The following is a 20,229-nucleotide window of genomic DNA, read 5'->3' as shown; positions in this document are numbered from 1 at the left end:
CCGGCGATGACTGACGCTGTCACCGCAAAGGCCTCCGGGCCGAGCCTGCCAACCCGGCTTGCGTTCGGGTTTGGCGGCGCGGCCGAAGGGATCAAGAACAACGGGTTCGAATACTTCCTGCTGTTCTTCTACAGCCAGATTCTGGGTGTTCCTGCGGCGATGGTTTTCCTCGCCCTGATGATCGCGCTGGTCGTCGATGCCATGTCCGATCCAATCGTCGGGTATTGGTCAGACAATATACGCACCCGTATCGGCCGGCGGCATCCTTTCATGTATGCGGCGCTCCTTCCGGTCGGGCTGACTTACTACCTCGCCTGGAACCCGCCTGAAGGCCTGTCGACAAACGGCTTGTTTGTCTGGCTTCTGGTTCTGACAATCAGTGTACGGCTGTCTTTCACGATGTATGAGGTGCCGAGTACGGCGCTGGTTCCGGAGCTGACGCCGGAATATGATGCTCGCACCAGCCTGATGTCGTACCGCTACTTCTTCGCATGGGTTGGCGGTCTTTCCATCCAGATTTTCCTGCTCTTCTTCCTGTTGAAGCCGAGCGAACAGAACCCGTCCGGCTATTTCCATATTCCCGGCTGGCATCTCTATGGTCAGGTCGCAGCCGGTGTCATTCTGCTGGCGGCGGCCGTGTCGACATTCGGCACGCATGCCCGCATACCTCATCTCAAGGCACCGCCCGCGCAAAGGAACCTGACCCTGGGCAAGGTCTTCTCGGAAATCTTCGAGACGATTTCGAACCCGTCGTTCCGGGCCTTGTTCCTGGCCACGCTCTTCGGTCTGCTGGCCTCCGGCGTTTCCGCTTCACTCAACCAGTACATCAATGGCTATTTCTGGGGCTTCACAACGACCCAGACGGCAGGCCTGACAGTCGCTGTGTACATTTCAGCTGTGCTGGCCCTGATCATTGCGCCGATCGCCGGGCGGATGTTCGGAAAGAAACGCGCTGCCCTCTCGATCGGCGTCCTGGCATTCACGATTGCCCCGGCGCCGGTCTTCGCCCGGCTGATCGGGATCATGCCGCCGAACGGCTCGGACGCACTCTATAATATCGTACTCACAATCACGATCTTTGACCTGGCGCTCATCATCGCCACGCAGATGCTTATGGGCTCGATGGTTGCTGACATTGTCGAGGACAGCGAGGTTCAGACGGGCCGACGGTCGGAAGGCATCTTCTATGCCGGGATCAGCTTCATCCGAAAGCTGGCGCAGGCCTCCGGCGTATTCGTCGCGACCGTGGTTCTTACATTTGCCGGTATTCAGGAAGGGGCTCAGCCAGACAAGGTCACCGACAGCTCGTTGACTTCGCTTGGTTGGGGATATGCGGTGACGCTGCTCGCAGCATGGACGCTGATGATGCTCTGCGTGGGCTTCTACCGGATCAGCCGCGAGTCGCATGAAAACAACCTTGCGACACTCGCAGCACGAGGGGCAGAAGAGGCAAGTCACTGAATTTCTGACTGAATTGTCATGAACCGCCGAATTGCCACTCCTTCAGCGCCGCAATAGAGCCATAGACATGATGCACGCTCTTCGCATGACAAGACATGTTTCAAAGTACCTGGTTGTGGCCGGGCTTTGTGTGGTGGCACTTCTGGTGCTGGCGGTTTCACCCCTCATGGCCCATGCCCAGCGATTGCCGGAGACGCGATCCGAGATCGAGCTGACCTTCGCGCCGCTTGTGAAAGAAGTCTCGCCCGCCGTCGTGAACGTCTACACACAGAAGACGGTGAAGACAGGTGTCACGCCGATGGAGATGCTTCTCTATGGCCGCGCTGCGCCGCAAAGCCGGGTTCAGAACTCCCTCGGCTCCGGTGTTGTCGTCCGTGAGGACGGTGTGATTGTCACCAACAACCACGTCGTTGAAGATGCGGATTCATTTCGTGTCGTCCTGAGCGACCGGCGGGAGTATCCGGCGGAGCTGGTTCTGAACGACGAGCGGACAGACCTTGCCGTGCTCAAAATCGATACCGGCGGCGACAAGCTGCCGGTCCTGCACTACGCCGACACGCGAGAGGCGCAGGTGGGCGATCTTGTAATGGCCATCGGCAACCCGTTTGGCGTCGGCCAGACCGTCACCAGCGGCATTATCTCCGCGACGGCCCGTACTGATGTCGGCATCTCCGACTACTCCTTCTTCATTCAGACCGACGCGGCGGTGAATCCTGGTAACTCCGGCGGGGCACTTGTGAATATGAAGGGTCAGCTGGTCGGCGTGAACACAGCGATCTTTTCGCGGGGCGGCGGATCGAATGGCATCGGCTTCGCCATCCCGTCCGAAATGGTCAAGCGCGTTGTCGATGCGGCCATGAATGAAGGTACGTTTGTGCGCCCATGGCTGGGGCTCGCCGCGCAATCGGTCAGTTTCGATATGGCCAAGGCGCAGGGCCTGTCCCGTCCCATCGGCGTGATGGTCACAGAGGTTTACGACGGTGGGCCGGCTGACAAGTCTGGTCTGCGCCGTGGTGATCTGGTCACCGCCATCGATGGCCGGGAAGTGTTCGACGAGAAAGGCCTGAAATTCCTCGCCGCCATCCGGAATCCCGGTGAAAAAGCGCAGCTCAACGTGCTGCGCGGTGGCCGCAATCAGGTGATCGGCGTCAAGGTTGAGCCGCCACCCGGCGCAACGGAGGCTGATATCGTGTTGCTGGAAGGGCAGGATGTTTTCAACGGCGCGCGTGTGGTTGAGCTTTCACCTCGCCTTGCCGAGGAGAACGGGCTGGACCCGTTCCAGAAAGGCTCCGGCATCTATGTCTATTCCGTCGCCCGCCGGTCCGTGGCGCGCAACTATTTCCGTCCGGGCGACATCATTCGTTCCGTCAACGGCAAGCAGACCAAGACCGTGAAAGACCTGGAAGCCGTGCTCAAGGATTCAGATCGAAGCTGGAATATTGAGCTGGACCGCAACGGGCGGACCATCCGGGGGACGGTCCGCCTCTGAATCGCTTCAGTTCGTTTTCGGATGCAGGACCACCGGCAGGTGGGTGTAGCCGAGCACGAAGTTCGACAGGACGCGTTCCGGTTCGCCGACGACTTCGACATTTTCGAAGCGGTTCATGATCTCTTCCCACAGGATTCGCAGCTGCATCTCGGCGACACGGTTGCCCATGCAGCGGTGGATGCCGAAACCAAACGAAACGTGACGGCGGGCATTCTGGCGATCGATCAGGAATTCGTCAGGCCGTTCGATCGCTTCCTCATCGCGGTTGCCGGACACATACCACATCACGACCTTGTCGCCCTTGCGGATCTTTTGCCCGCCAAGTTCCGTATCTTCCGTCGCCACGCGCCGCATATGGGCCAGAGGGGTCTGGTAGCGGATAATCTCTGAGACCATGTTGGGGATCAGCGAAGGGTCCGCTTTCAGTTTGGCGTACTGGTCCGGAAACTTGTTGAGGAAGTAGACGCCGCCGGAGATCGAGTTGCGGGTCGTGTCGTTTCCGCCCACGATCAGCAGCATCAGGTTGCCGAGCAGTTCGATCGGATTGTTGACCATGTCCTTCGTCTTCGGATCATGGGCCAGCAAGGAAATGAAGTCGAACTTTCGCGGCTCTGCGGCGCGTTGGTGCCAAAGCTCAGTGAAGCTGGCGAGGCATTCATTGAGATGCTTCATCCGCCATTCCATGTCTGCGCCGGCGACGCCGACTGCGTCGGATGTGGTTGCGACATCGGACCAGAAGGGCAGCTTGTGCCGGTCTTCAAACGGGTAGTCGAATAACGTCGCGAGCATCTGGGTGGTCAGCTCGATTGAAACACGGTCCACCCAGTTGAATTCCTCACCAACCGGCAAGCTGTCCAGGATATTGCAGACGCGCTGTCGGATCAGGTCTTCCAGTTCCGACAGCTGGCTCGGGGCGACAGCTGGCTGGGCGGCTTTACGCTGGATGTCATGGATCGGCGGATCCATTGCGATGAACATCGGCGGCTGGAAGTCGTCAGACGGGTCGCCAATCACGATGCTGGGGACGGACGAGAACACTTTGTGGTTCGAATCGACCGCAATGATGTCGTTGTATTTCGTGACGGACCAGTAGGCGCCCACGGCACTTTCCGGGCAATAGTGGACCGGGGCTTCCTTGCGCAGTCGTCTGAAATACTCACCCTGTTTGTTTTGCTGGAAGATTTCCGCTTTCGAAACGTCGAAACCTTCAAGGGGAAGGCTCCACGGATCAGGAACTTCCACGTCTATCGACTGCGCTGTGTCGGCCATATTTTCCTCCCAAACAGGCTTTTTCGCCCTTATGGGAAATAGAGTACGTGCGAAGCGCGCCGCTGGAAAGTTTTTAAGCCGCCCCAATTGTTGTGCGGTGCAGCAAGCGATCGTGTCCGGCGTAGCCGCCTGTCGCCATGTGCAGAAGGCAGCGATTGTCCCACATCAGCAGCATGTCCGGTTCCCATTTGTGCCGGTACTGGAACTCCGGTCGGGTCTGCCAGCGATAGAGATCCGTCACCAATTCCCAGCCTTCCTCCTGATCCATCCCGGCAATCCCGACAATATAGCCGGCGCAGCCGAACAGGGACTTGCGGCCCGTTTCTGGATGCGTGCGAATGAGGTCGTGCCGCTCTGTCGCCTCAGCGTCGGAAGATGGGCGGATGTCCATGCTCCGTCCCTTGGCCTTGTCATCTTCGCCATACATTCCTACCGGAGAATAGGCATTGCGGGCCGAATGAATGGCGTGGCGCCCTTCAATGCGTTCGCGCAGCTCGTCCGGCATTTGCTCCAGCGCCATATACTGGTTTGCGAAGAGCGTATCGCCGCCACTGGGCGGAATGGTAATGCCGAACAGGCAGGTTCCCTGAGGCGGGCGTTTCTGGAAGCTCCAGTCGGAGTGCCAGCTTTCCGCGAAAATCGGGGCGGTTTCGTCTGCGGCGCGTTTGACGGCGATGATGTGCGGATGCCCTTCGATGGGGGCAATGAATGGGTCATCGCCGAATGGCCCAAAGTACTGCGTAAATCGCTCTAAGTCCGAATTGGTCATCTTCTGGTCCGGAAAAGACAGGACCTGGTAGTCCAGCCAGGCCTTCCGGATTTCAGCGATCGTCTCTTTGTCCAACGGATGGGTCAGGTCCACGCCGCGCACGGTTGCGCCGCAGGCCTGCCCGGATGGTGTGATCTCCAGGCTCATATGCGTTTCCTCCGGTGCCTATCTTATCACGAGCCGCCAGCTCGCCTAGAACATGGGCCATGAGCGATTTGTTTGAAGCAGCCGGAATGTCTGAAGGGGCCCCGCGTCCCCTTGCGGACCGGTTGCGCCCGCAGAAACTGTCGGAAGTCGTCGGGCAGGACCATCTGGTCGGCCCGGATGGCACGCTGACGCGTGTGCTGCAGGCAAAGCGACTGTCCTCGATCATTTTCTGGGGGCCGCCCGGTGTCGGCAAGACGACCATCGCCCGTTTGCTTGCGCAGGAAACCGATCTCGAATTCGAGGCGATCAGTGCGATTTTTTCAGGGGTGAAAGACCTGCGCGCGGCGTTCGACCGGGCGGAAGGGCGCTGGAAGGTCGGCAAGGGCACGCTTCTGTTTGTCGATGAGATTCACCGTTTCAACAAGGCGCAGCAGGACGGCTTCCTGCCGTTTGTCGAAAGTGGTGTCGTTACGCTGGTCGGCGCGACGACCGAGAACCCAAGCTTCGAAATCAACGGCGCGCTCCTGTCACGCTGTCAGGTGCTGGTGCTCAAGCGGCTGGAAGAGACGGCGCTGACGGAGCTGATCAGCAGGGCAGAGGCGCTTGAAGGGCGTCCCTTGCCTGTTGTGAAAGAAGCGGTCGCTCCGGTTCTCGCAATGGCCGATGGTGACGGGCGCTACCTCCTCAATATCGTGGAGCAGCTCTATGCGCTTGCCGGGCCGACGTCGGTATTGAGCCTTGCGCAAGTAACCGCAGGTTTGCAAAAGCGCGCACCTGCCTACGACAAGGCCGGGGACGGCCACTACAATCTGATCTCGGCCTTACACAAGGCTGTCCGGGGATCGGACCCCGATGCGGCGCTCTACTGGTTCGCGCGAATGATAGATGGCGGGGAAGACCCGCTCTATCTGGCTCGCCGCCTTGTCCGTATGGCCAGCGAGGATATCGGCCTTGCCGACCCGACGGCGCTGATGGTGACAAGCGAAGCCGCCCGGGCCTACGAGCGAATGGGGTCTCCGGAAGGGGAGCTGGCGCTTGCACACGCAGTGATCCATTTGGCGACCGCGCCCAAATCGAATGCGGCCTACGTGGCTTGGAAGGCCGCTCTTCAGTCCGCGCGTGACACCGGCAGCCTGATGCCCCCGAAACACATTCTGAATGCACCCACGAAGATGATGAAGGATCAGGGGTACGGCGCGGGGTATGCCTATGATCACGATACGGAAGAAGGGGTGTCCGGTCAGAACTATTTTCCGGATGGTATGGAAAGGCAATCCTTCTACCAACCTAAAGGAGAGGGGCGGGAGAAGTCGATCGCCGAACGCCTTGCGTGGATTGCGAAGCTCCGAGACCGAAAGGGTGGAGCGTGACGCGCAATCGTCCCGTGCCAGAACTCAGTACGGAGGATGCCGACTTCGTGCGCAACCTTGTCATCCATGAGGACGACAAGGTGATCGTGTTCAACAAACCGTCCGGCCTTGCGGTTCAAGGCGGCGGCGGCATTTCCAGATCTCTGGACGACCTGCTGGTCGCCTTCGCCAAATCAAACGGAAAGCGCCCCCGGCTCGTCCATCGTCTGGATCTTGGGACTTCCGGCGTCATCATAACGGCACGGACGCAGCCTGCTGCGGCATTCCTGTCGGAAGAGTTCGCGTCCCGGCGGACTGAAAAAACGTATCTTGCACTTGTCCGTGGCGCATTGCCGTTTGCCGATGAGGGCGCTCTGAACACGCCTCTGGTCAAAGTCGAGGAAGCCGGGCGGCCGCGGATGATTGCAGCAAATCCCGGTCGGAAAGGGGCGCTAGCGGCGGTGACGCATTGGCGCATTCTGGCACGAAGCGGTGATGCCGCGCTGCTCGAAGCGCGGCCTGAGACAGGCCGGATGCACCAGATCCGCGCGCACTTATCCATTGCCGGGATGCCAATCCTGGGGGATTGGCTCTACGGCACCGGCGCAGAAGGTGCGTCGCGCCTGATGCTACATGCTGCGAAGCTCGTTGTGCGGCACCCGGATGGAGGTGAAATGTGCTTTGAGGCGCCTTTGCCTGAAGACTTCAAGTTGGCCGCTACGGCACTCGGCCTTCAGGCCGGTTTATAGTAGTCGCGGTACCAATCGACGAAGGCCTGAATGCCGGCTTTCACATCCGTGGTGGGAACATATCCGGTAAGTGCCTTCAACAGGCTTACATCGGCATAGGTCTGCTTCACATCGCCGGGCTGCATGTCCAGCATGTTCTTCACGGCCGTTTTGCCGATCGCCTCTTCAATGGCTTCGATATAGTCCATCAGGCGCACAGGGGCTGCATGACCGATATTGACCAGCCGATACGGCGCAACAGGGCTGAGAGAGTCGTTCCGCGTAACGGGTTCTCCAGCGATGGGCGGGGTGTCCATCAGGCGGCGGATCGCTTCGACAAGGTCATCGATATATGTGAAGTCCCGCATAAGATCGCCGCGATTATAGACGTCGATGGGCTGGTTCTTGAAAATTCGGTCGGTGAACAGGAAGAATGCCATGTCCGGTCTGCCCCATGGGCCGTAGACGCTGAAAAAGCGGAGAAGCGTCGTGGGGGTGCCGTAAAGGTGGGAGTGGCTGTGGGCGATCAATTCGCTCGACAGTTTGGTCGCGGCGTAAATCGTCAGGGGGTGAGGGGCGGGGTCGGTTTCTTCAAACGGGAATTTCTGGTTTGCACCGTAGGCGGATGAAGTGGACGCAAGGACAAGGTGCTTGGTGCCGTGAAGTCTTGCCAGATCAATCACATTGAACGAGCCGACAATATTGGATGAAATGTATTCTCGCGGGTGATCCAGGCTGTAGCGGACACCCGCCTGCGCGGCGAGGTGAACGACAATATCGGGAGTGCTTTCACGGAAGGCGATCGTCATCGCCTCCTCATCTTCAACCTTTATTTCGTGCATGCGAAAGTTCTTGTAGGCGTCCAGCCGCTTCACGCGGTTCCGTTTCAGGGCGACATCATAATAGGCCGAGAAACAATCGACGCCGGTCACCTCGTGGCCTTCCTTCACGAGGCGAAGGGACAATTCACTACCAATAAAACCGGCGGCGCCGGTAACGAGGATCTTCATGCTTATGCCCTGTTTTGGGTTCCGGGCTATATGATCGCTGCTGTCCGTACAAGCATTGAACGCCGCTTCAAAGAAAAGGCCTTCCGGTTTCCCGGAAGGCCTTCTCGGTCAGGTTTCCGCAGGCGATCGTGCCTACCGCTCATTCATGCGCGGGACGATTGCCTGGGCTTCGCCAGTGCTGAGCGCACGGGCGGTGGCCAGTTCATCCAGCAGGATCTGAATGCGCTTGTCTTCCGTCAGGCTCGAAATCGCGGCCATGGACTCTGCCGTTTGCGCGGATGCACCGAACAGGCTCTCCAATGCTTCAAAGCCCGATTTGCGATGTGGATAGTAGATCAGGCGCGGCGCGGTTTCGGCGTCGATTCCAGCTAGTTCCTTCGCTTTGGCGATCGCATCCGTGAAAGACCCGATTTCATCAACCAGGCCGCGATCCAGAGCATCTTCGCCGCTCCACACATGACCGCGAGCAACGTCATGGACTTCGTCATAGGACATGCCCCGGCCGTCGGCGACGATCCCGACGAACCGGTCATAGCCGCGCTTCAGTGAAGCCTTCACTTCAGCTTCCTGCTCCGGCGTGAACTTGTCCATGCCGTAGGCGTCAGCAAATTCCCCGCCTACCGAGACGGTGTCAAACGTGACGCCCAGTTTGTTGAAACCGCCAGCGAGTGCGAACTTGCCGCCGAAGATACCGATCGAGCCGGTGATCGTGGAGCGGTTGGCGACAATGTAGTCGGCCCCGGCCGATACATAGTACCCACCAGACGCTGCCAGGGAGCCCATGGACACAACCACCGGTTTGCCCTTGGCCTGGACGCGCTCAATGGCATTCCAGATCTGGTCCGAAGCCGTCGGTGAGCCTCCGGGGCTGTCGACGCGGAACACAATCGCTTTCACTTTTTCATTGTCACCAGCATCCAGAATGGCCCGGGCGACGGTGTCAGACGCGAAAGCAGGTCCGGACTCGAATGGCGAGCCGGAATTGGTGCCGCCGGTTACGACGGCGCCTTCACCACCGACAATGGCGATGGCCGGCGCCTTAAGCGGAAGGGAAGGCGGGGTGTAGCTGGCGAGATCAATGAACTCGGCGTCTTTGCCGGCTTTCTCTTTCGCAGCCTCTTCTGCCTCTTCCGGGTAGCCTTCCTTGTCCATCAGCTTGTTTGCGATGACCTGTTCTGCCGTCATCGGGCCGCTTTCCAGAGCAGTTTTTACTTCCGGAACCGTCAGGCCCCGGTCGGCGGCGATATCGTTCAGGGATTGGGTCCACAGCGACTCGGCCAGTTGTGTCATGGCTTCGCGGTGCGGCGCCGTGTAGCCGCTTTCATTATAGGAGTTCGGCGCATTCTTGTATTCGTAGAAGGGGTAAATCTCCGGCGTCACGTCGATCTTGTCGAACAGGCCTTTGAGAAATTCCGTCTCGAACGTGACGCCTGCCGCGAAGACTTCGGAGCCGGGCTGGATCCAGACTTCATCGGCAGGGGTGATCGAACGCAAAGCGGACGGGCCGCCAACACCAAACGTGCCTTGTGTATGGGCAATCACGAATTTTCCTGAGTCACGGAAACTGAGGAGAGCTTCACGAAGTTCCTCTGCGCGAGAGCTTCCGATGCCAACGGTTGCCCCTCTCAGATACAGGCCTTTCACCGAGTCATCGGCTTCGGCTGCCTGAAGTTTGGTCAAAAGGTCTACAAATCCGGGCGTTTCTGAAAAAGCTGCAATTCCGCTGACAGGCGCCTGATCGGAGTATTCTGCATTCAGGTCCATCGACAACACGATGTTGTCCGGCGTGTCGGGCGCCGACGATGTCGCGCTGAAAATGATTCCGACGAAGAAGATCACCATCAGGAAAAGGAAAAGAAACATGGCGACAAGGGCACCTGCCATCGACAGGAAAAAAGTTCTCATTGGGGTGTGGTCTCCGGTTCTGACCAAGGGGCGGTTTGATACCTGATATTGTCGATAATCGATAAAATGTAAAGGTTCGGCTCTGCTAAGAGGCGAAATTTGCAGCAAAACGCAGGTAACATGAAAGAAGTGCTGGAATGCAGTGCGAACGGGTGTTGCCAGCGAAAGAAAGAGTGGCTATCCCGGCGCCTCCGTTGGGGTGTCGCCAAGTGGTAAGGCACCGGTTTTTGGTACCGGCATTCCCAGGTTCGAATCCTGGCACCCCAGCCATTTTTTCCCGGCGCCTCCTGCCTGTCGGTTTTGCAGCCCGGTCAGCTTCTCATCACAGTCCGATATTGCGGGTGCGCACTGCATGCGACGTGTTGCGTTCGTGCAGCCGCCAGATATTTTCTAAATGAATCGTAAAGCCTTGTTGATCGTGTCACAGAGGGTTGTTAGCGTCCGGTTTCACAGCTAAGGGCTTTGCCGCGGACCTGCCAGAAGGCGGGCCAATCAGGGATCAATGACAGAGGGCGGATAACGTCCCGAAAAACTCAGGGGAGGTGTTGGGCGGTCTCCGCCTCTCTGCTTCCAAGGGAACTTGCCTCGTTTGTGTGTGAGGTTTTGTAAGGACCGGGACGCTCTCGTTAGCGGAGTGCCCGAAAGTCGGATTTCCCGCGCGACACCAGCGCGACCGTTTGGAGAGTGAGAGGCAAACCTCATGAAGAAACTTCTGTCACCAGCTCGCGGCGTGATTGCCGCGGCGCTTATCGCAGGACTGGCCATTCCGGCCCAGGCCCAGTTGCGCCAGGCGCTCGATGTCGGCGAACAGGCGACCCGCCGTGCAGAGCAGGTCCAGAACCAGATCAACCAGCTGGATGATGAGCGGACCGACATGGTTCGCGAATATCGTACGCTTCTGCAGCGCCGCGACGCTGCTGACCTGTACGCAAAACAGCAGGAACTGGTTGTTGCCTCGCAGCGCGAAGAAATTGCATCGCTGACCGAGCAGCTCGGCTCGATCGACGACATCACTGCACAAACCGTCCCGATGCTTCTCAGCATGGTCGAAGACCTGAAAACCTTCGTGGCCGCTGATCTGCCATTCAAGAAGGTTGAGCGTTCCGCCCGCATGGAAGCGCTCGACGGCATCATGTCCCAACCGGACGTGACGCCGGCAGAACAGTATCGCCTGATCATGGAGGCCTATCAGGCCGAGATGGAATACGGCCGCACGATCAGCACCTGGCAGGAAGAAATTGACATCGACGGTAACCCGACGACCGTCGACATGTTCCTCTATGGCCGTGTTGCGCTGGTTTATCTGACGCCGAACGGCAAGGCCGCCAGCTACAACCGTTCCACCGGTTCGTGGGAAGCGCTTCCGGGCAAGTACGTATCTGATATCCAGAAAGCCATCCGGGTTGCTCAGGCCAAGGCGCAGCAGACTGTCCTGTTCGCTCCGATCCAGAAGTTCCAGGTCCAGTAAGGCCCGGCTCAGAGAACTAAGAGGAAAACCGTAATGTTGAATTTCAAATCCTCGCTGAAGGCTCTGGGTGCAGCATCGCTGCTCGGCCTTAGCGCAATGACCTTCGCCGCACCGGCGTCTGCTCAGTCACTTGCCGACGTGCTCAAGCGCGTTCAGGCAGATTCCAATGAGATGACCGCTGAAAACCAGCAGCGTCTCAGAGAGTTCCAGCAAGACAAGAACGCTCAGGAAGCCAAGATGGCTGAAGCCCGCGGCGCTCTGAACGCTGCTGAAGCTCGCGGCCGTGCCCTCGGTGCCGAGTTTGATGCAAACGAAGCCACGCTTGCTGATCTGGAAGCACAGGTCACGGCTCAGGCCGGCGATTTCCAGGAGCTGCTTGGTCAGTTCCGTTCGGCAGCTGGTGAAACCATGCCGGAAATCGCGAACTCCTTCGCAAACTTCGACTATCAGGGCCGCGTTGAAGGTATCGCCGAAATCGCCGAAGCCCGCACGCTTCCGAACCGCGCTCAGCTTGAGCGTCTTCCGAAGGCAATCCTTCAGGAAATGATTGCTCAGTCCGAAGTCAAAACCTTCACCGCAACGGTTGATGGTGTCGGTCCGGATGCTTCGAATGCTGATGTCGAACTGATGCGTGTCGGTGTGTTCACCGCGGCAACGACCGACGGCGCCAAATTCGTTGAAGTCAAAAAGAAAGACAACGGCGACACCTTCCTGCAGGCCTTCAAGACTCAGCCGGCTGGCTCTTACGCGGGTGCAATGAAGTCGCTCATCAATGCTGGTCCTGATCAGCTTGTCCGCGCACCGGTCGATCCGTCGAAAGGCAACCTGTTTGGTATTCTCGGCGACCTGCCGGTCCTCAGCGACCGTATCAAGCAGGGTGGCCCGGTTGGTGCTGTCATCATGTTCTTGCTGGCGATCGGCCTGCTGATCGGCTTCTACAAGATGTTCACCCTGTTCACGATGGGCGGTTCCATGCGCAAGACGGCGAAAACCCGTCAGGCCGGCGACGGCAACCCGCTGGCACGCCTGTTTGAAACCTACGAACAGAACCGTGGTTCCGACATCGAGACGCTGGAACTCAAGCTGGACGAACAGATCCTGCGTGAATCGCCGCGCATCGAGCGCTTCAACGATATCGTGAAAGTCCTGTCGGCTGTTTCTCCGCTGCTCGGCCTTCTCGGTACGGTTATCGGTATGATCATCACCTTTACGTCGATCACCATCTACGGTGCCGGCGATCCGAAGCTGATGGCTGGCGGTATCTCGGTCGCTCTTATGACCACCGTGTTCGGTCTTGTTTCCGCCATCCCGCTTCTGCTGGTGCACGCGATCATCGCCTCGATGGCGCGCGGTAATCAGCAGATCCTCGACGAGCAGGCTGCTGGCCTGATCGCTGAGAAGGCGGAATCCCTGCGTGGTGCGGCGTAAGCCGCTCCCCGTAGCCTCAATTGAGGAGGAGCCCGTATGGGTTTGCTAGATCTACAAGCTTTCCTCGACCGAGGCGGTCCGGTGTTGCTGGTTATTATGTTTGCAACATTCGTTATGTGGGCACTGATCCTGGAACGTGTGTTCTATTTCAGATTTGCCCATAAGCAGGTGGCCGCTGAGGCGATTGCGGAGTGGCGTTCGCGCTCCGACAGGAAATCGACCTTCGCTCACTGGATCCGCGATAAGCTGGTCTCAGAAGTCCGCATGAAAGCGGAGCAGAATGTCAGCCTGACCAAGGCCATGGTGTCTCTGGCACCGCTGCTGGGTCTGCTGGGTACCGTGACCGGGATGGTCGCCGTGTTTGACGTCATGGCGATCACGAATGGTGCAGATGCGAAGGCCATGTCGGCCGGTGTGTCGCGTGCCACGATCCCGACCATGGCCGGCATGGTGGCGTCTCTGTCCGGCATTCTATTCACATCCGGCATGGACCGCCGGGTTGCCCGCTCGGTCCAACAGGTTGAAGACGCGATGGAGATTAGCTGATGCGAGGACGTACACATGACGCGCCTGAAGAGGCCAATGTCGACCTCACGCCGATGCTGGATGTTGTTTTCATCCTGCTCATCTTCTTCATCGTGACCTCGACCTTCGCGCAGGAAAAAGCGATGGGCCTTGAGCCTCCGCCGCCGCCTGCACCGCCAGATCAGGAACAGACGCAATCTGTGCCAGCGATTCTGATCTATGTGGATGAGTCCAACATGATCACGGTCAATGGCCGCAACACCGATATCGGCTCCGTTCGGGCCAACATCGAACGTGTTCGGGCAGAGACGCCGGAGAGCCAGGTCATAATTCAGGCACATCCGCGTGCGAAAAGTGGTGTCATCGTCCTTATCCGGGACGCCGCCTATAATGCCGGCTATCAGACGGGGGTTAACCTCGTTCTGTCGCAGGACCAGTAAGAGGAGCACCCAGTATGGCACGCAGAAAACGCCAGGCTTTTGCCTCAGGGGGTGCAGAGGATGATGTGAACCTCACGCCGATGCTCGACGTGGTGTTCATCCTCCTCATCTTCTTCATCGTGACGGCACAGTTCATCAAGGAGCCGGGTGTTGGTATCATCCGTCCGGACGTGGACAACAAGGCGGATGCCAAGCCGCTCGCCATCCTGATCGCGATCACAGACGAAAGCGAAATCTACATCGACAAGAAGCTGATCTCTCCGGAGGAAGTTGGCTTCACCATCAAGCAGATGCGTGAAGATAACCCCCGCGGTGAAATCGTGGTTCAGGCTGACGTGAACTCGTCTGCCGAAACGCTCGTCGATGTGATGGAGACCATCAACCGCCTCGATGGTGCCACCGCCATCAACATCTCGGCCAAGATTGAATAGGAGAACAGGATGTTCACTAATCCCCTGACGAGACTGTTGGTTGGTGTCGCTATCGCCATCCCGATTGTTTATCTCCTTTTCATCGTCATGAGCCAGCTCATCTTGGTGAAGGAAGTGAACCTGGAAAAGGGTGAGCAGCGGGTTCTTACGGCTATCACGCCGCAGCAACAGGACTCCGAGGTTCGTACGCGTCAGCGTTCGAAGCCGAAGCGGATCGACTCGGCCAAGAAGCCGCCGCCGCCGCCGAAGGTTTCGGCCACGAAATCCAACATCAATCTGCCGACACCGCAGATTGAGGGTGCTGCCCCGACCGAGCTCAACCTCGGCCGCATGCAGTCGCTCGCGATCGACCCGGTGGCGATCTCTGACCGTGACGCTCAGCCGATCCGTCCGCCGGTGCCGACTTATCCGCAGCGTGCTGCTGAGCGGGGTATCGAAGGTTCGTGTGAAGTGCGCTTTGACGTGGATACGCGCGGTAAGCCGTACAACATCCAGGCAACCTGCACGGACAGCGTCTTCACGCGTGAAGCTGAACGGGCAGTCGGCCGGGTTGAATTCGCGCCGAAGATCGTTCGCGGTAAGGCGGCTGAACGCCGGAACGTGGTCTATCCGCTGGAATTCAAACTCCAGTAAGCCTCTGGCTTCATTGTCAAATTTCTAAAAAGGGCGCTCCTCGGGGCGCCCTTTCTTGTTTGGGCGAGATATTCGGGGGGCTTGTGATCACCGCCGGAAGCCCCCCATCAGATCACGAATTGCAAACATAAGTAGAAAAATCTCGATCCTTCCCTCAGCTTTCCCTTGCGTAACACTATTAGTTATGTGATAAAGTTACAAAAAGGCACGGAGGAAAATCATGGTCGCATTGAGTGGAAACGGCATTGGCGCGAAGGCGTCTGGCTCAGTTGGAGGATCGGCTGGGACAGGTAGCTTCCTGGGGCGGGAAAGGAGATTTCTGACTTCGCTGGCGCCGGCGGCAATCGTGACCCTTGGCTTGTTTGCCACCATGACGCAATTGATCCGGGTCGATGAGGTCGAATTGCCCAAAGTCGTGCAGAGACCCTTGTCCACTATAACCCCACAGCGTGAACCCAGCGATCCAGTGCGGATTGATCGGAAACCGGTTACACCGTTGAATGTTGAGCTGCCGCCAATGCCGCCAGTTTCCAAAATTGACCCGGGCGTTTCCGGCTTTCCTGTGCCAGTCATCCAGCCCGGAAACTGGACACTTTTGCGCGAGACAATCAGGTTCGCGCCGCCTGCACCGCAAGCAATGGGCGAGCGGCTCGCCCAGGCCATCCGGCCTCCGGTTGCGTCATATCCGCGGTCAATGGCTTCGAAAGGACTGGAGGGGACCTGTGATGTCCATTTCAGCCTCAGCACCAGAGGCCTGCCTTACGATGTCACAGCCAATTGTTCCCATGCCGGATTCGAAAAAGAAGCCGTCAGGGCAGTCAGCAGGGCTGAGTTTCTGCCAGAAATCAGGCAGGGAGTGCCTGTCGAGTCGCACAATTATGTCTATCCCATGGAATTCAGGTTGCAGTGATGTGGAATCAACGCGTTCGCATGTGTATCAGCATTGACGAGAGGGTTGCGACCGAACCATATCAAGGGCAAGTCACGACCAACCTGGAAACGGGTCATTTGGCGCAGATAAAAAGCCTCAGAAGCCGCGCTGAAGTCCTTGATCCTGCCGGGCAATTCCGGTTGATTGGGTACAACTCCGCTACGCCAGCGGTCAGGAGAGGAATTATGGGTATCAGATCTGTTCTCAAAGGCGCCGTCATTGCCGGCATCATGGTGTCAGTTGGCGCCGGTTCGGCGCTCGCACAGGCGTGCGAAGAAACAGAGTTTTCGTCGAAAACGGGCCAGCTTTACCTGGACGCCGAACAAGCGGCGATGACGAACAACGATTACGTGACAGCCGCCAACAAGATGAACCAGCTCAAGCAGATGGGGCTGAATTGTTATGAAGAAGGCGCTGTCCTGAAGCTGTCGGCTTACATCAACATCCAGAAGGGTGATCGCAAGGCCGCTGTGAACGACCTCCTCTCCGCCCTGAACAAGGGCTACATTGCAGACAAGGACCGGGCGCAGACCTACTACAACATCGCCCAGATCTATCTGCAGGAAGAGGACATCAACAAGTCCCTCGAATACATGACCAAGTGGCAGCAGGCCGGCGGCAAGCCGGACCGCACCCAGAAATGGCAGCTCGCGGTTCTGTACCAGCGGGTCGACAACTTCAAGGAAGCCATCAAGTGGGCTGAACTGGTCAAGGCTGAAGACGGCTCCAAGTACGACCAGCAGCTCTATGACCTGCTGATCTTCCTGTACAACCAGGCTGACGACAAAGCGAAGCTGGCCAGCATCCTTGAGGAAGTGGTCGCGCATAACCCGACAGAGCGTAAGTATTGGGACGCCATTGCAGGCAACTACTTCGCCAGCAACGAGGAGCGCCGCGCGTTTGAAGTTCAGAAGGCGATGTATCTCGCCGGTATGCTGAAAACTGAAGACGAACTCATGCGCATCGTGAACTTCTACAACCGGTTCAACGTGCCCTATCAGGGCGCCAAGATCCTTGAGAAGGAAATGAATGCCGGCCGCGTTTCCCGCAACCTCGACCATCTTGAGCTGCTGGCCAACCTCTACCAGGTTGCCCGTGAGCACGAGAAAGCCATTCCGGTGATTCAGGCTGCTGCTGAAGCAGGTGGCGGCGGCGCAATGTATGAGCGTCTCGGCCGGTCCTATGCTGACCTGCAAGAGTGGGAAAAAGCCGAAGAAGCCCTCCAGAAAGCGCTCAGCCTGGGCGGTGTGAAGGACGCTGGCACAGCTTGGGTCCAGATCGGCCAGTCCCGCTATGAACGTAACGACCGTTCCGGCGCCCGCGAAGCCTTCCGCAAAGCCAACAATCGGGCCGGCAGCAGCTGGATTGCGTTCATGAATTCCGAAGAGGCGACCGCCTCTGCGCTGGATTGCTTCCAGTATCAGTCGGCTCTGCTGAACGTCACCAACGAAGCCAAGATCTGTAAGCGCCTTTCGGTGCTTGGCGAAGATCAGATGACGGACAACTGCAAGACCGTAAACGAGCGTCTTGATGCGGCCGAGAAGGCCTTCAACGAAGCACCGTCCTGCAAAGGCCAGCAGACCTGATCCAGGTCGTTAATTGAACTATCGAAAAGCCCCGGCCATTGGCTGGGGCTTTTTAGTTTTCAGGGGCTTCAATTGTAGGCGCTGAGGATTTCGTCGACCGCGCGTTCCAGGTCTTTCAGGGTCGAAACATGCGTGACCTGGGCGCAGAAGGGCGCATAACGGGGAATGACGCTGTCGCCGGTGCCCCACAGGCCGGGGCCTTCCGGATTCAGCCAGATCACGCGTTTGGCGCGGGCTGCAAATTCGCGGAACAAATCCATTCGTGGGTCGCCGTAATTCGACCGCGCATCCCCCAGGACCAGGAGTGTCGTACGCCGGTCGATGATCTGTTCGTGGTTGATCTTCAGGTCCGACCAGGCCTGACCGTAGCTGGTCGAGCCCATGCCGTATTCGCGAAGGATCTTTGCCATTGCGGTTTCGAAATCGTTCTGCTCCAGGACCTCGTCCACTGAGCCGAGGCGGAACGAGAAGGCGAAGGCGTGCATGTCCGGCACGACATCTTTCATCGACCAGAGCAAAAGAAGCAGAAAGCGCACATATTGCGCGACTGAGCCGGAGACGTCGCAGATCACGACAATCTTCGGCTTGTCCTTCCGCTTCTGGCGCCAGACGACATTGAAGGGCACGCCATCGAAACCTGCATTGGCGCGCATCGTACGGCGCACATCCAGCTGGCCGCGGTTGCGGCGGCGTTTGCGGCGGGAGTGTTTGACAGCGAGGCGTTTGGCGATCTTTGCGATCAGCCGCTTCATCCGCTCCATGTCGCTGCGGTCAATCGCGGAGAGCTTTTTCTCGGCGGCATAGTCATCGCGGAATTGCTGTGTTTCACCGGTACCGAAAACCTGGAAGGCTTTTTCCGCGCGGTCCCGCGCTTTCAGCGTGACATCGCGGCGGACATCGATCAGGCGCTGGGCTTCCGCATCGCCATCCGGGCCGCCTTGCTGCAGCGCTTCGAGGAGGCGCGCTTGCAGAGCTTCGCCGCCCATCTGCTTGACCATCTGCTGGGCGTAGTAAGCCACTTGGGTCGAGAAGCGGATATTGTCGACACCGGCCGCTTCGGCAGCCTTTTCAAGCGCGAGCGAGATCGCGCTTTCGTCACCGGACTCCATCAGGTCGACAAGGTTGGACGCGTCGGTTTCCGAACTGTCATTGTCTGAAGAGTCTGTCTGGTCCTGTTCCGCGTTGGAGGCAGTTTCCTGCCTTGAGAAGTAGAGTTCGAACAGTTCGTCGAACGTCACTTTCTCTTCCGGGGATTTCGCCAGAACACAGGCGAGGGAATCCTTCAGCATGCTGCGGTCGGCATAGCCGATCAGCTTCAGTGTGTGGGCGGCATCCAGCGCCTCGCCGGTAGAGACCCGTACGTCTGAAGAGCGCAGGGCACGGATGAAGTTGGTGAGCGGGCGTTCCATGGACCCGTCAGTGCCCCTTTGTCATCCAAGGTTCGGATAGCCGGATGCCGTGCGGTTGCCGGGTTTCTGTGCGGCAGCTTCGCGCAGCATTTTAGGCACTTCCGGACCGATCACGGCGATGTCGCTTTCATGCTTCAGCAACACATTCAGCGTGTCGCGGACGAAGGTTTCGTCCAGCGCCGTTGCGTGCAGCAGGAGCAGAGTTTTCGCCCAGTCGACCGTTTCGGCAATGGAAGGGCGTTTCTTGATGTCGACATCGCGCACCGACTGGACGAAGGAGACCATCTGGTCGAGCAGCGACTCCTCGAGGCCTTCGACGCGGGCGCGGACAATGCGGCGTTCGCGGGCATGATCGGGGAAGCCGATATGCAGGTGGAGGCAGCGGCGCTTCAGGGCGTCGCCAAGTTCGCGCACATTGTTCGAGGTCAGAATAACCAGTGGCGGCACATTGGCGGCAATCGTTCCGATCTCCGGCACGGTGACCTGATAGTCCGAGAGGACTTCGAGAAGGAAGGCCTCGAACTCCTCGTCCGACTTGTCGATCTCATCGATCAGCAGGATCGATCCGACTTCCTGTTTCATCGCCGTCAGCAGAGGGCGGGATTCCAGGAATTGTTCGGAGAAGAACAGGTCTTCGAAGGAAGAGAGTTTGCCGAGCGAGCTTTCCAGCGAACCGGCATCGCCGATCACCTCGTTCAGCTTCTCTTTCAGGATCTGCGTGTAGAGCAGCTGCTTACCATATTTCCACTCGTAAAGCGCCTTGCCCTCGTCGAGGCCTTCATAGCATTGCAGGCGCAGGAGCGGCAGGTCGAGCCAGCGTGAGAGCGAGGCGGCGAGATCTGTCTTGCCGACGCCGGCCGGGCCTTCGATCAGGATCGGCTTGCGCAGGCCATGGGCCAGGAAAACAGCCGTCGAAATCTGTTTCGTGGAGATGTACCCCACGCCTTCGAGGCCCGCAGTGATTGCGTCAACGGAAGTCATCGGCTCGTAGCCGGTGGAAAGGTCTTTAGCCATGTTTTCAGGGGTAGGGCGGGGGCGCATGACTGGCAAGCCATATCGCGGGGGAAGCGCCCGCGAGCCCCTTGTCCGGAAACGCGCCCGCGCTCCGGTAACGTCACCTCATTGTCGGGAAGTTCAGCCCTTGTTCGGATCCGGCCACCGTTTCAGAAGCTTCGATCAGCTGCACGGTCAGCCCGCCCTAGACGAGGGCGGCGGGCATGCAGTGCGTGTTCGGGATCGGCGGCACGTGCG

The 20,229-nt window shown here is 58.6% G+C and carries 18 protein-coding genes and 1 tRNA gene; 13 read left to right on the top strand and 6 right to left on the bottom strand.

Going from position 1 to position 20,229, the window contains the following annotated elements; translation table 11 throughout:
- The first annotated feature begins 6 nt into the window (after window positions 1-6).
- Both HY26_RS01105 and HY26_RS01100 read left to right on the top strand, forming a co-directional pair.
- Window positions 7-1,461 (top strand): MFS transporter, encoded by a 1,455-nt coding sequence (locus HY26_RS01105; RefSeq protein WP_034762958.1) that lies wholly within the window; start codon window positions 7-9, stop codon window positions 1,459-1,461.
- A gap of 67 nt (window positions 1,462-1,528) precedes the next feature.
- The gene (locus HY26_RS01100; protein WP_233348617.1) at window positions 1,529-2,950 is read left to right on the top strand and encodes a Do family serine endopeptidase; all 1,422 of its coding nucleotides are present in this window, start codon (window positions 1,529-1,531) and stop codon (window positions 2,948-2,950) included.
- Window positions 2,951-2,956: 6 nt separating this feature from the next.
- Here the strand turns inward: HY26_RS01100 and HY26_RS01095 are convergent, their stop codons facing one another.
- Together HY26_RS01095 and HY26_RS01090 are read right to left on the bottom strand one after the other, a co-directional pair.
- Window positions 2,957-4,219, bottom strand: coding sequence for a cytochrome P450 (locus HY26_RS01095; protein WP_051599660.1), 1,263 nt, complete (start codon window positions 4,217-4,219; stop codon window positions 2,957-2,959).
- 73 nt (window positions 4,220-4,292) lie between these two features.
- Window positions 4,293-5,135, bottom strand: a complete 843-nt coding sequence (locus HY26_RS01090) for a TauD/TfdA family dioxygenase (protein ID WP_034762957.1) — start codon at window positions 5,133-5,135, stop codon at window positions 4,293-4,295.
- Window positions 5,136-5,194: 59 nt separating this feature from the next.
- Here HY26_RS01090 and HY26_RS01085 point away from each other — a divergent pair, with 59 nt between their 5' ends.
- Together HY26_RS01085 and HY26_RS01080 are read left to right on the top strand one after the other, a co-directional pair.
- Window positions 5,195-6,505: a replication-associated recombination protein A gene (locus HY26_RS01085; protein ID WP_034762955.1), complete on the top strand. Its 1,311-nt coding sequence runs from the start codon at window positions 5,195-5,197 to the stop codon at window positions 6,503-6,505.
- Window positions 6,502-7,233 carry an RluA family pseudouridine synthase gene (locus HY26_RS01080; RefSeq protein ID WP_034762952.1) on the top strand — a complete coding sequence of 244 codons (732 nt, stop codon included), beginning with the start codon at window positions 6,502-6,504 and terminating at the stop codon, window positions 7,231-7,233. Before HY26_RS01085 ends, HY26_RS01080 begins: the two co-directional genes overlap by 4 nt.
- Here the strand turns inward: HY26_RS01080 and HY26_RS01075 are convergent.
- Window positions 7,218-8,222: an NAD-dependent epimerase/dehydratase family protein gene (locus tag HY26_RS01075; RefSeq protein ID WP_034762949.1), complete on the bottom strand. Its 1,005-nt coding sequence runs from the start codon at window positions 8,220-8,222 to the stop codon at window positions 7,218-7,220. The genes HY26_RS01080 and HY26_RS01075 overlap by 16 nt on opposite strands.
- Before the next feature lie 132 nt (window positions 8,223-8,354).
- Window positions 8,355-10,127, bottom strand: coding sequence for a signal peptide peptidase SppA (sppA, locus tag HY26_RS01070; protein ID WP_034762945.1), 1,773 nt, complete (start codon window positions 10,125-10,127; stop codon window positions 8,355-8,357).
- A 195-nt stretch (window positions 10,128-10,322) separates the two neighbouring features.
- Here sppA and HY26_RS01065 point away from each other — a divergent pair.
- From HY26_RS01065 to HY26_RS01025, 9 genes are all read left to right on the top strand, one after another.
- A tRNA-Gln gene (locus tag HY26_RS01065) sits at window positions 10,323-10,397 on the top strand.
- Window positions 10,398-10,827: 430 nt separating this feature from the next.
- Complete coding sequence (locus HY26_RS01060) at window positions 10,828-11,595, top strand: DUF3450 domain-containing protein (RefSeq protein ID WP_034762942.1); 768 nt, start codon at window positions 10,828-10,830, stop codon at window positions 11,593-11,595.
- Between the two features lie 33 nt (window positions 11,596-11,628).
- A complete protein-coding gene (locus HY26_RS01055) occupies window positions 11,629-13,023 on the top strand; it encodes a MotA/TolQ/ExbB proton channel family protein (protein ID WP_034762940.1) in 1,395 nt (464 codons plus the stop codon).
- 36 nt (window positions 13,024-13,059) lie between these two features.
- Window positions 13,060-13,569, top strand: a complete 510-nt coding sequence (locus HY26_RS01050) for a MotA/TolQ/ExbB proton channel family protein (RefSeq protein WP_034762936.1) — start codon at window positions 13,060-13,062, stop codon at window positions 13,567-13,569.
- On the top strand, window positions 13,569-13,988 hold the full coding sequence (locus HY26_RS01045) for a biopolymer transporter ExbD (protein ID WP_034762934.1): 420 nt from the start codon (window positions 13,569-13,571) through the stop codon (window positions 13,986-13,988). Before HY26_RS01050 ends, HY26_RS01045 begins: the two co-directional genes overlap by 1 nt.
- 14 nt (window positions 13,989-14,002) lie before the next feature.
- The gene (locus HY26_RS01040; protein ID WP_034762931.1) at window positions 14,003-14,419 is read left to right on the top strand and encodes a biopolymer transporter ExbD; all 417 of its coding nucleotides are present in this window, start codon (window positions 14,003-14,005) and stop codon (window positions 14,417-14,419) included.
- 9 nt (window positions 14,420-14,428) lie between these two features.
- Window positions 14,429-15,052, top strand: coding sequence for an energy transducer TonB (locus HY26_RS01035; protein WP_034762929.1), 624 nt, complete (start codon window positions 14,429-14,431; stop codon window positions 15,050-15,052).
- A 358-nt stretch (window positions 15,053-15,410) separates the two neighbouring features.
- Complete coding sequence (locus tag HY26_RS01030) at window positions 15,411-15,962, top strand: TonB family protein (protein ID WP_158531380.1); 552 nt, start codon at window positions 15,411-15,413, stop codon at window positions 15,960-15,962.
- A 206-nt stretch (window positions 15,963-16,168) separates the two neighbouring features.
- Window positions 16,169-17,569: a tetratricopeptide repeat protein gene (locus HY26_RS01025; protein WP_034762927.1), complete on the top strand. Its 1,401-nt coding sequence runs from the start codon at window positions 16,169-16,171 to the stop codon at window positions 17,567-17,569.
- A 68-nt stretch (window positions 17,570-17,637) separates the two neighbouring features.
- On the opposite strand, the gene HY26_RS01020 is transcribed toward HY26_RS01025, so the two are convergent.
- Both HY26_RS01020 and HY26_RS01015 read right to left on the bottom strand, forming a co-directional pair.
- The gene (locus HY26_RS01020) at window positions 17,638-18,978 is read right to left on the bottom strand and encodes a VWA domain-containing protein (RefSeq protein WP_034762925.1); all 1,341 of its coding nucleotides are present in this window, start codon (window positions 18,976-18,978) and stop codon (window positions 17,638-17,640) included.
- 21 nt (window positions 18,979-18,999) lie between these two features.
- Window positions 19,000-19,992, bottom strand: coding sequence for a MoxR family ATPase (locus HY26_RS01015; protein ID WP_034762923.1), 993 nt, complete (start codon window positions 19,990-19,992; stop codon window positions 19,000-19,002).
- Window positions 19,993-20,229: the final 237 nt, after the last annotated feature.

Source organism: Hyphomonas sp. GM-8P (assembly GCF_003263315.1).
Classification (GTDB): domain Bacteria; phylum Pseudomonadota; class Alphaproteobacteria; order Caulobacterales; family Hyphomonadaceae; genus Hyphomonas.
The sequence above is the reverse complement of the archived record's forward strand: the minus strand, read 5'-3'. Positions and strand labels throughout refer to the sequence as shown.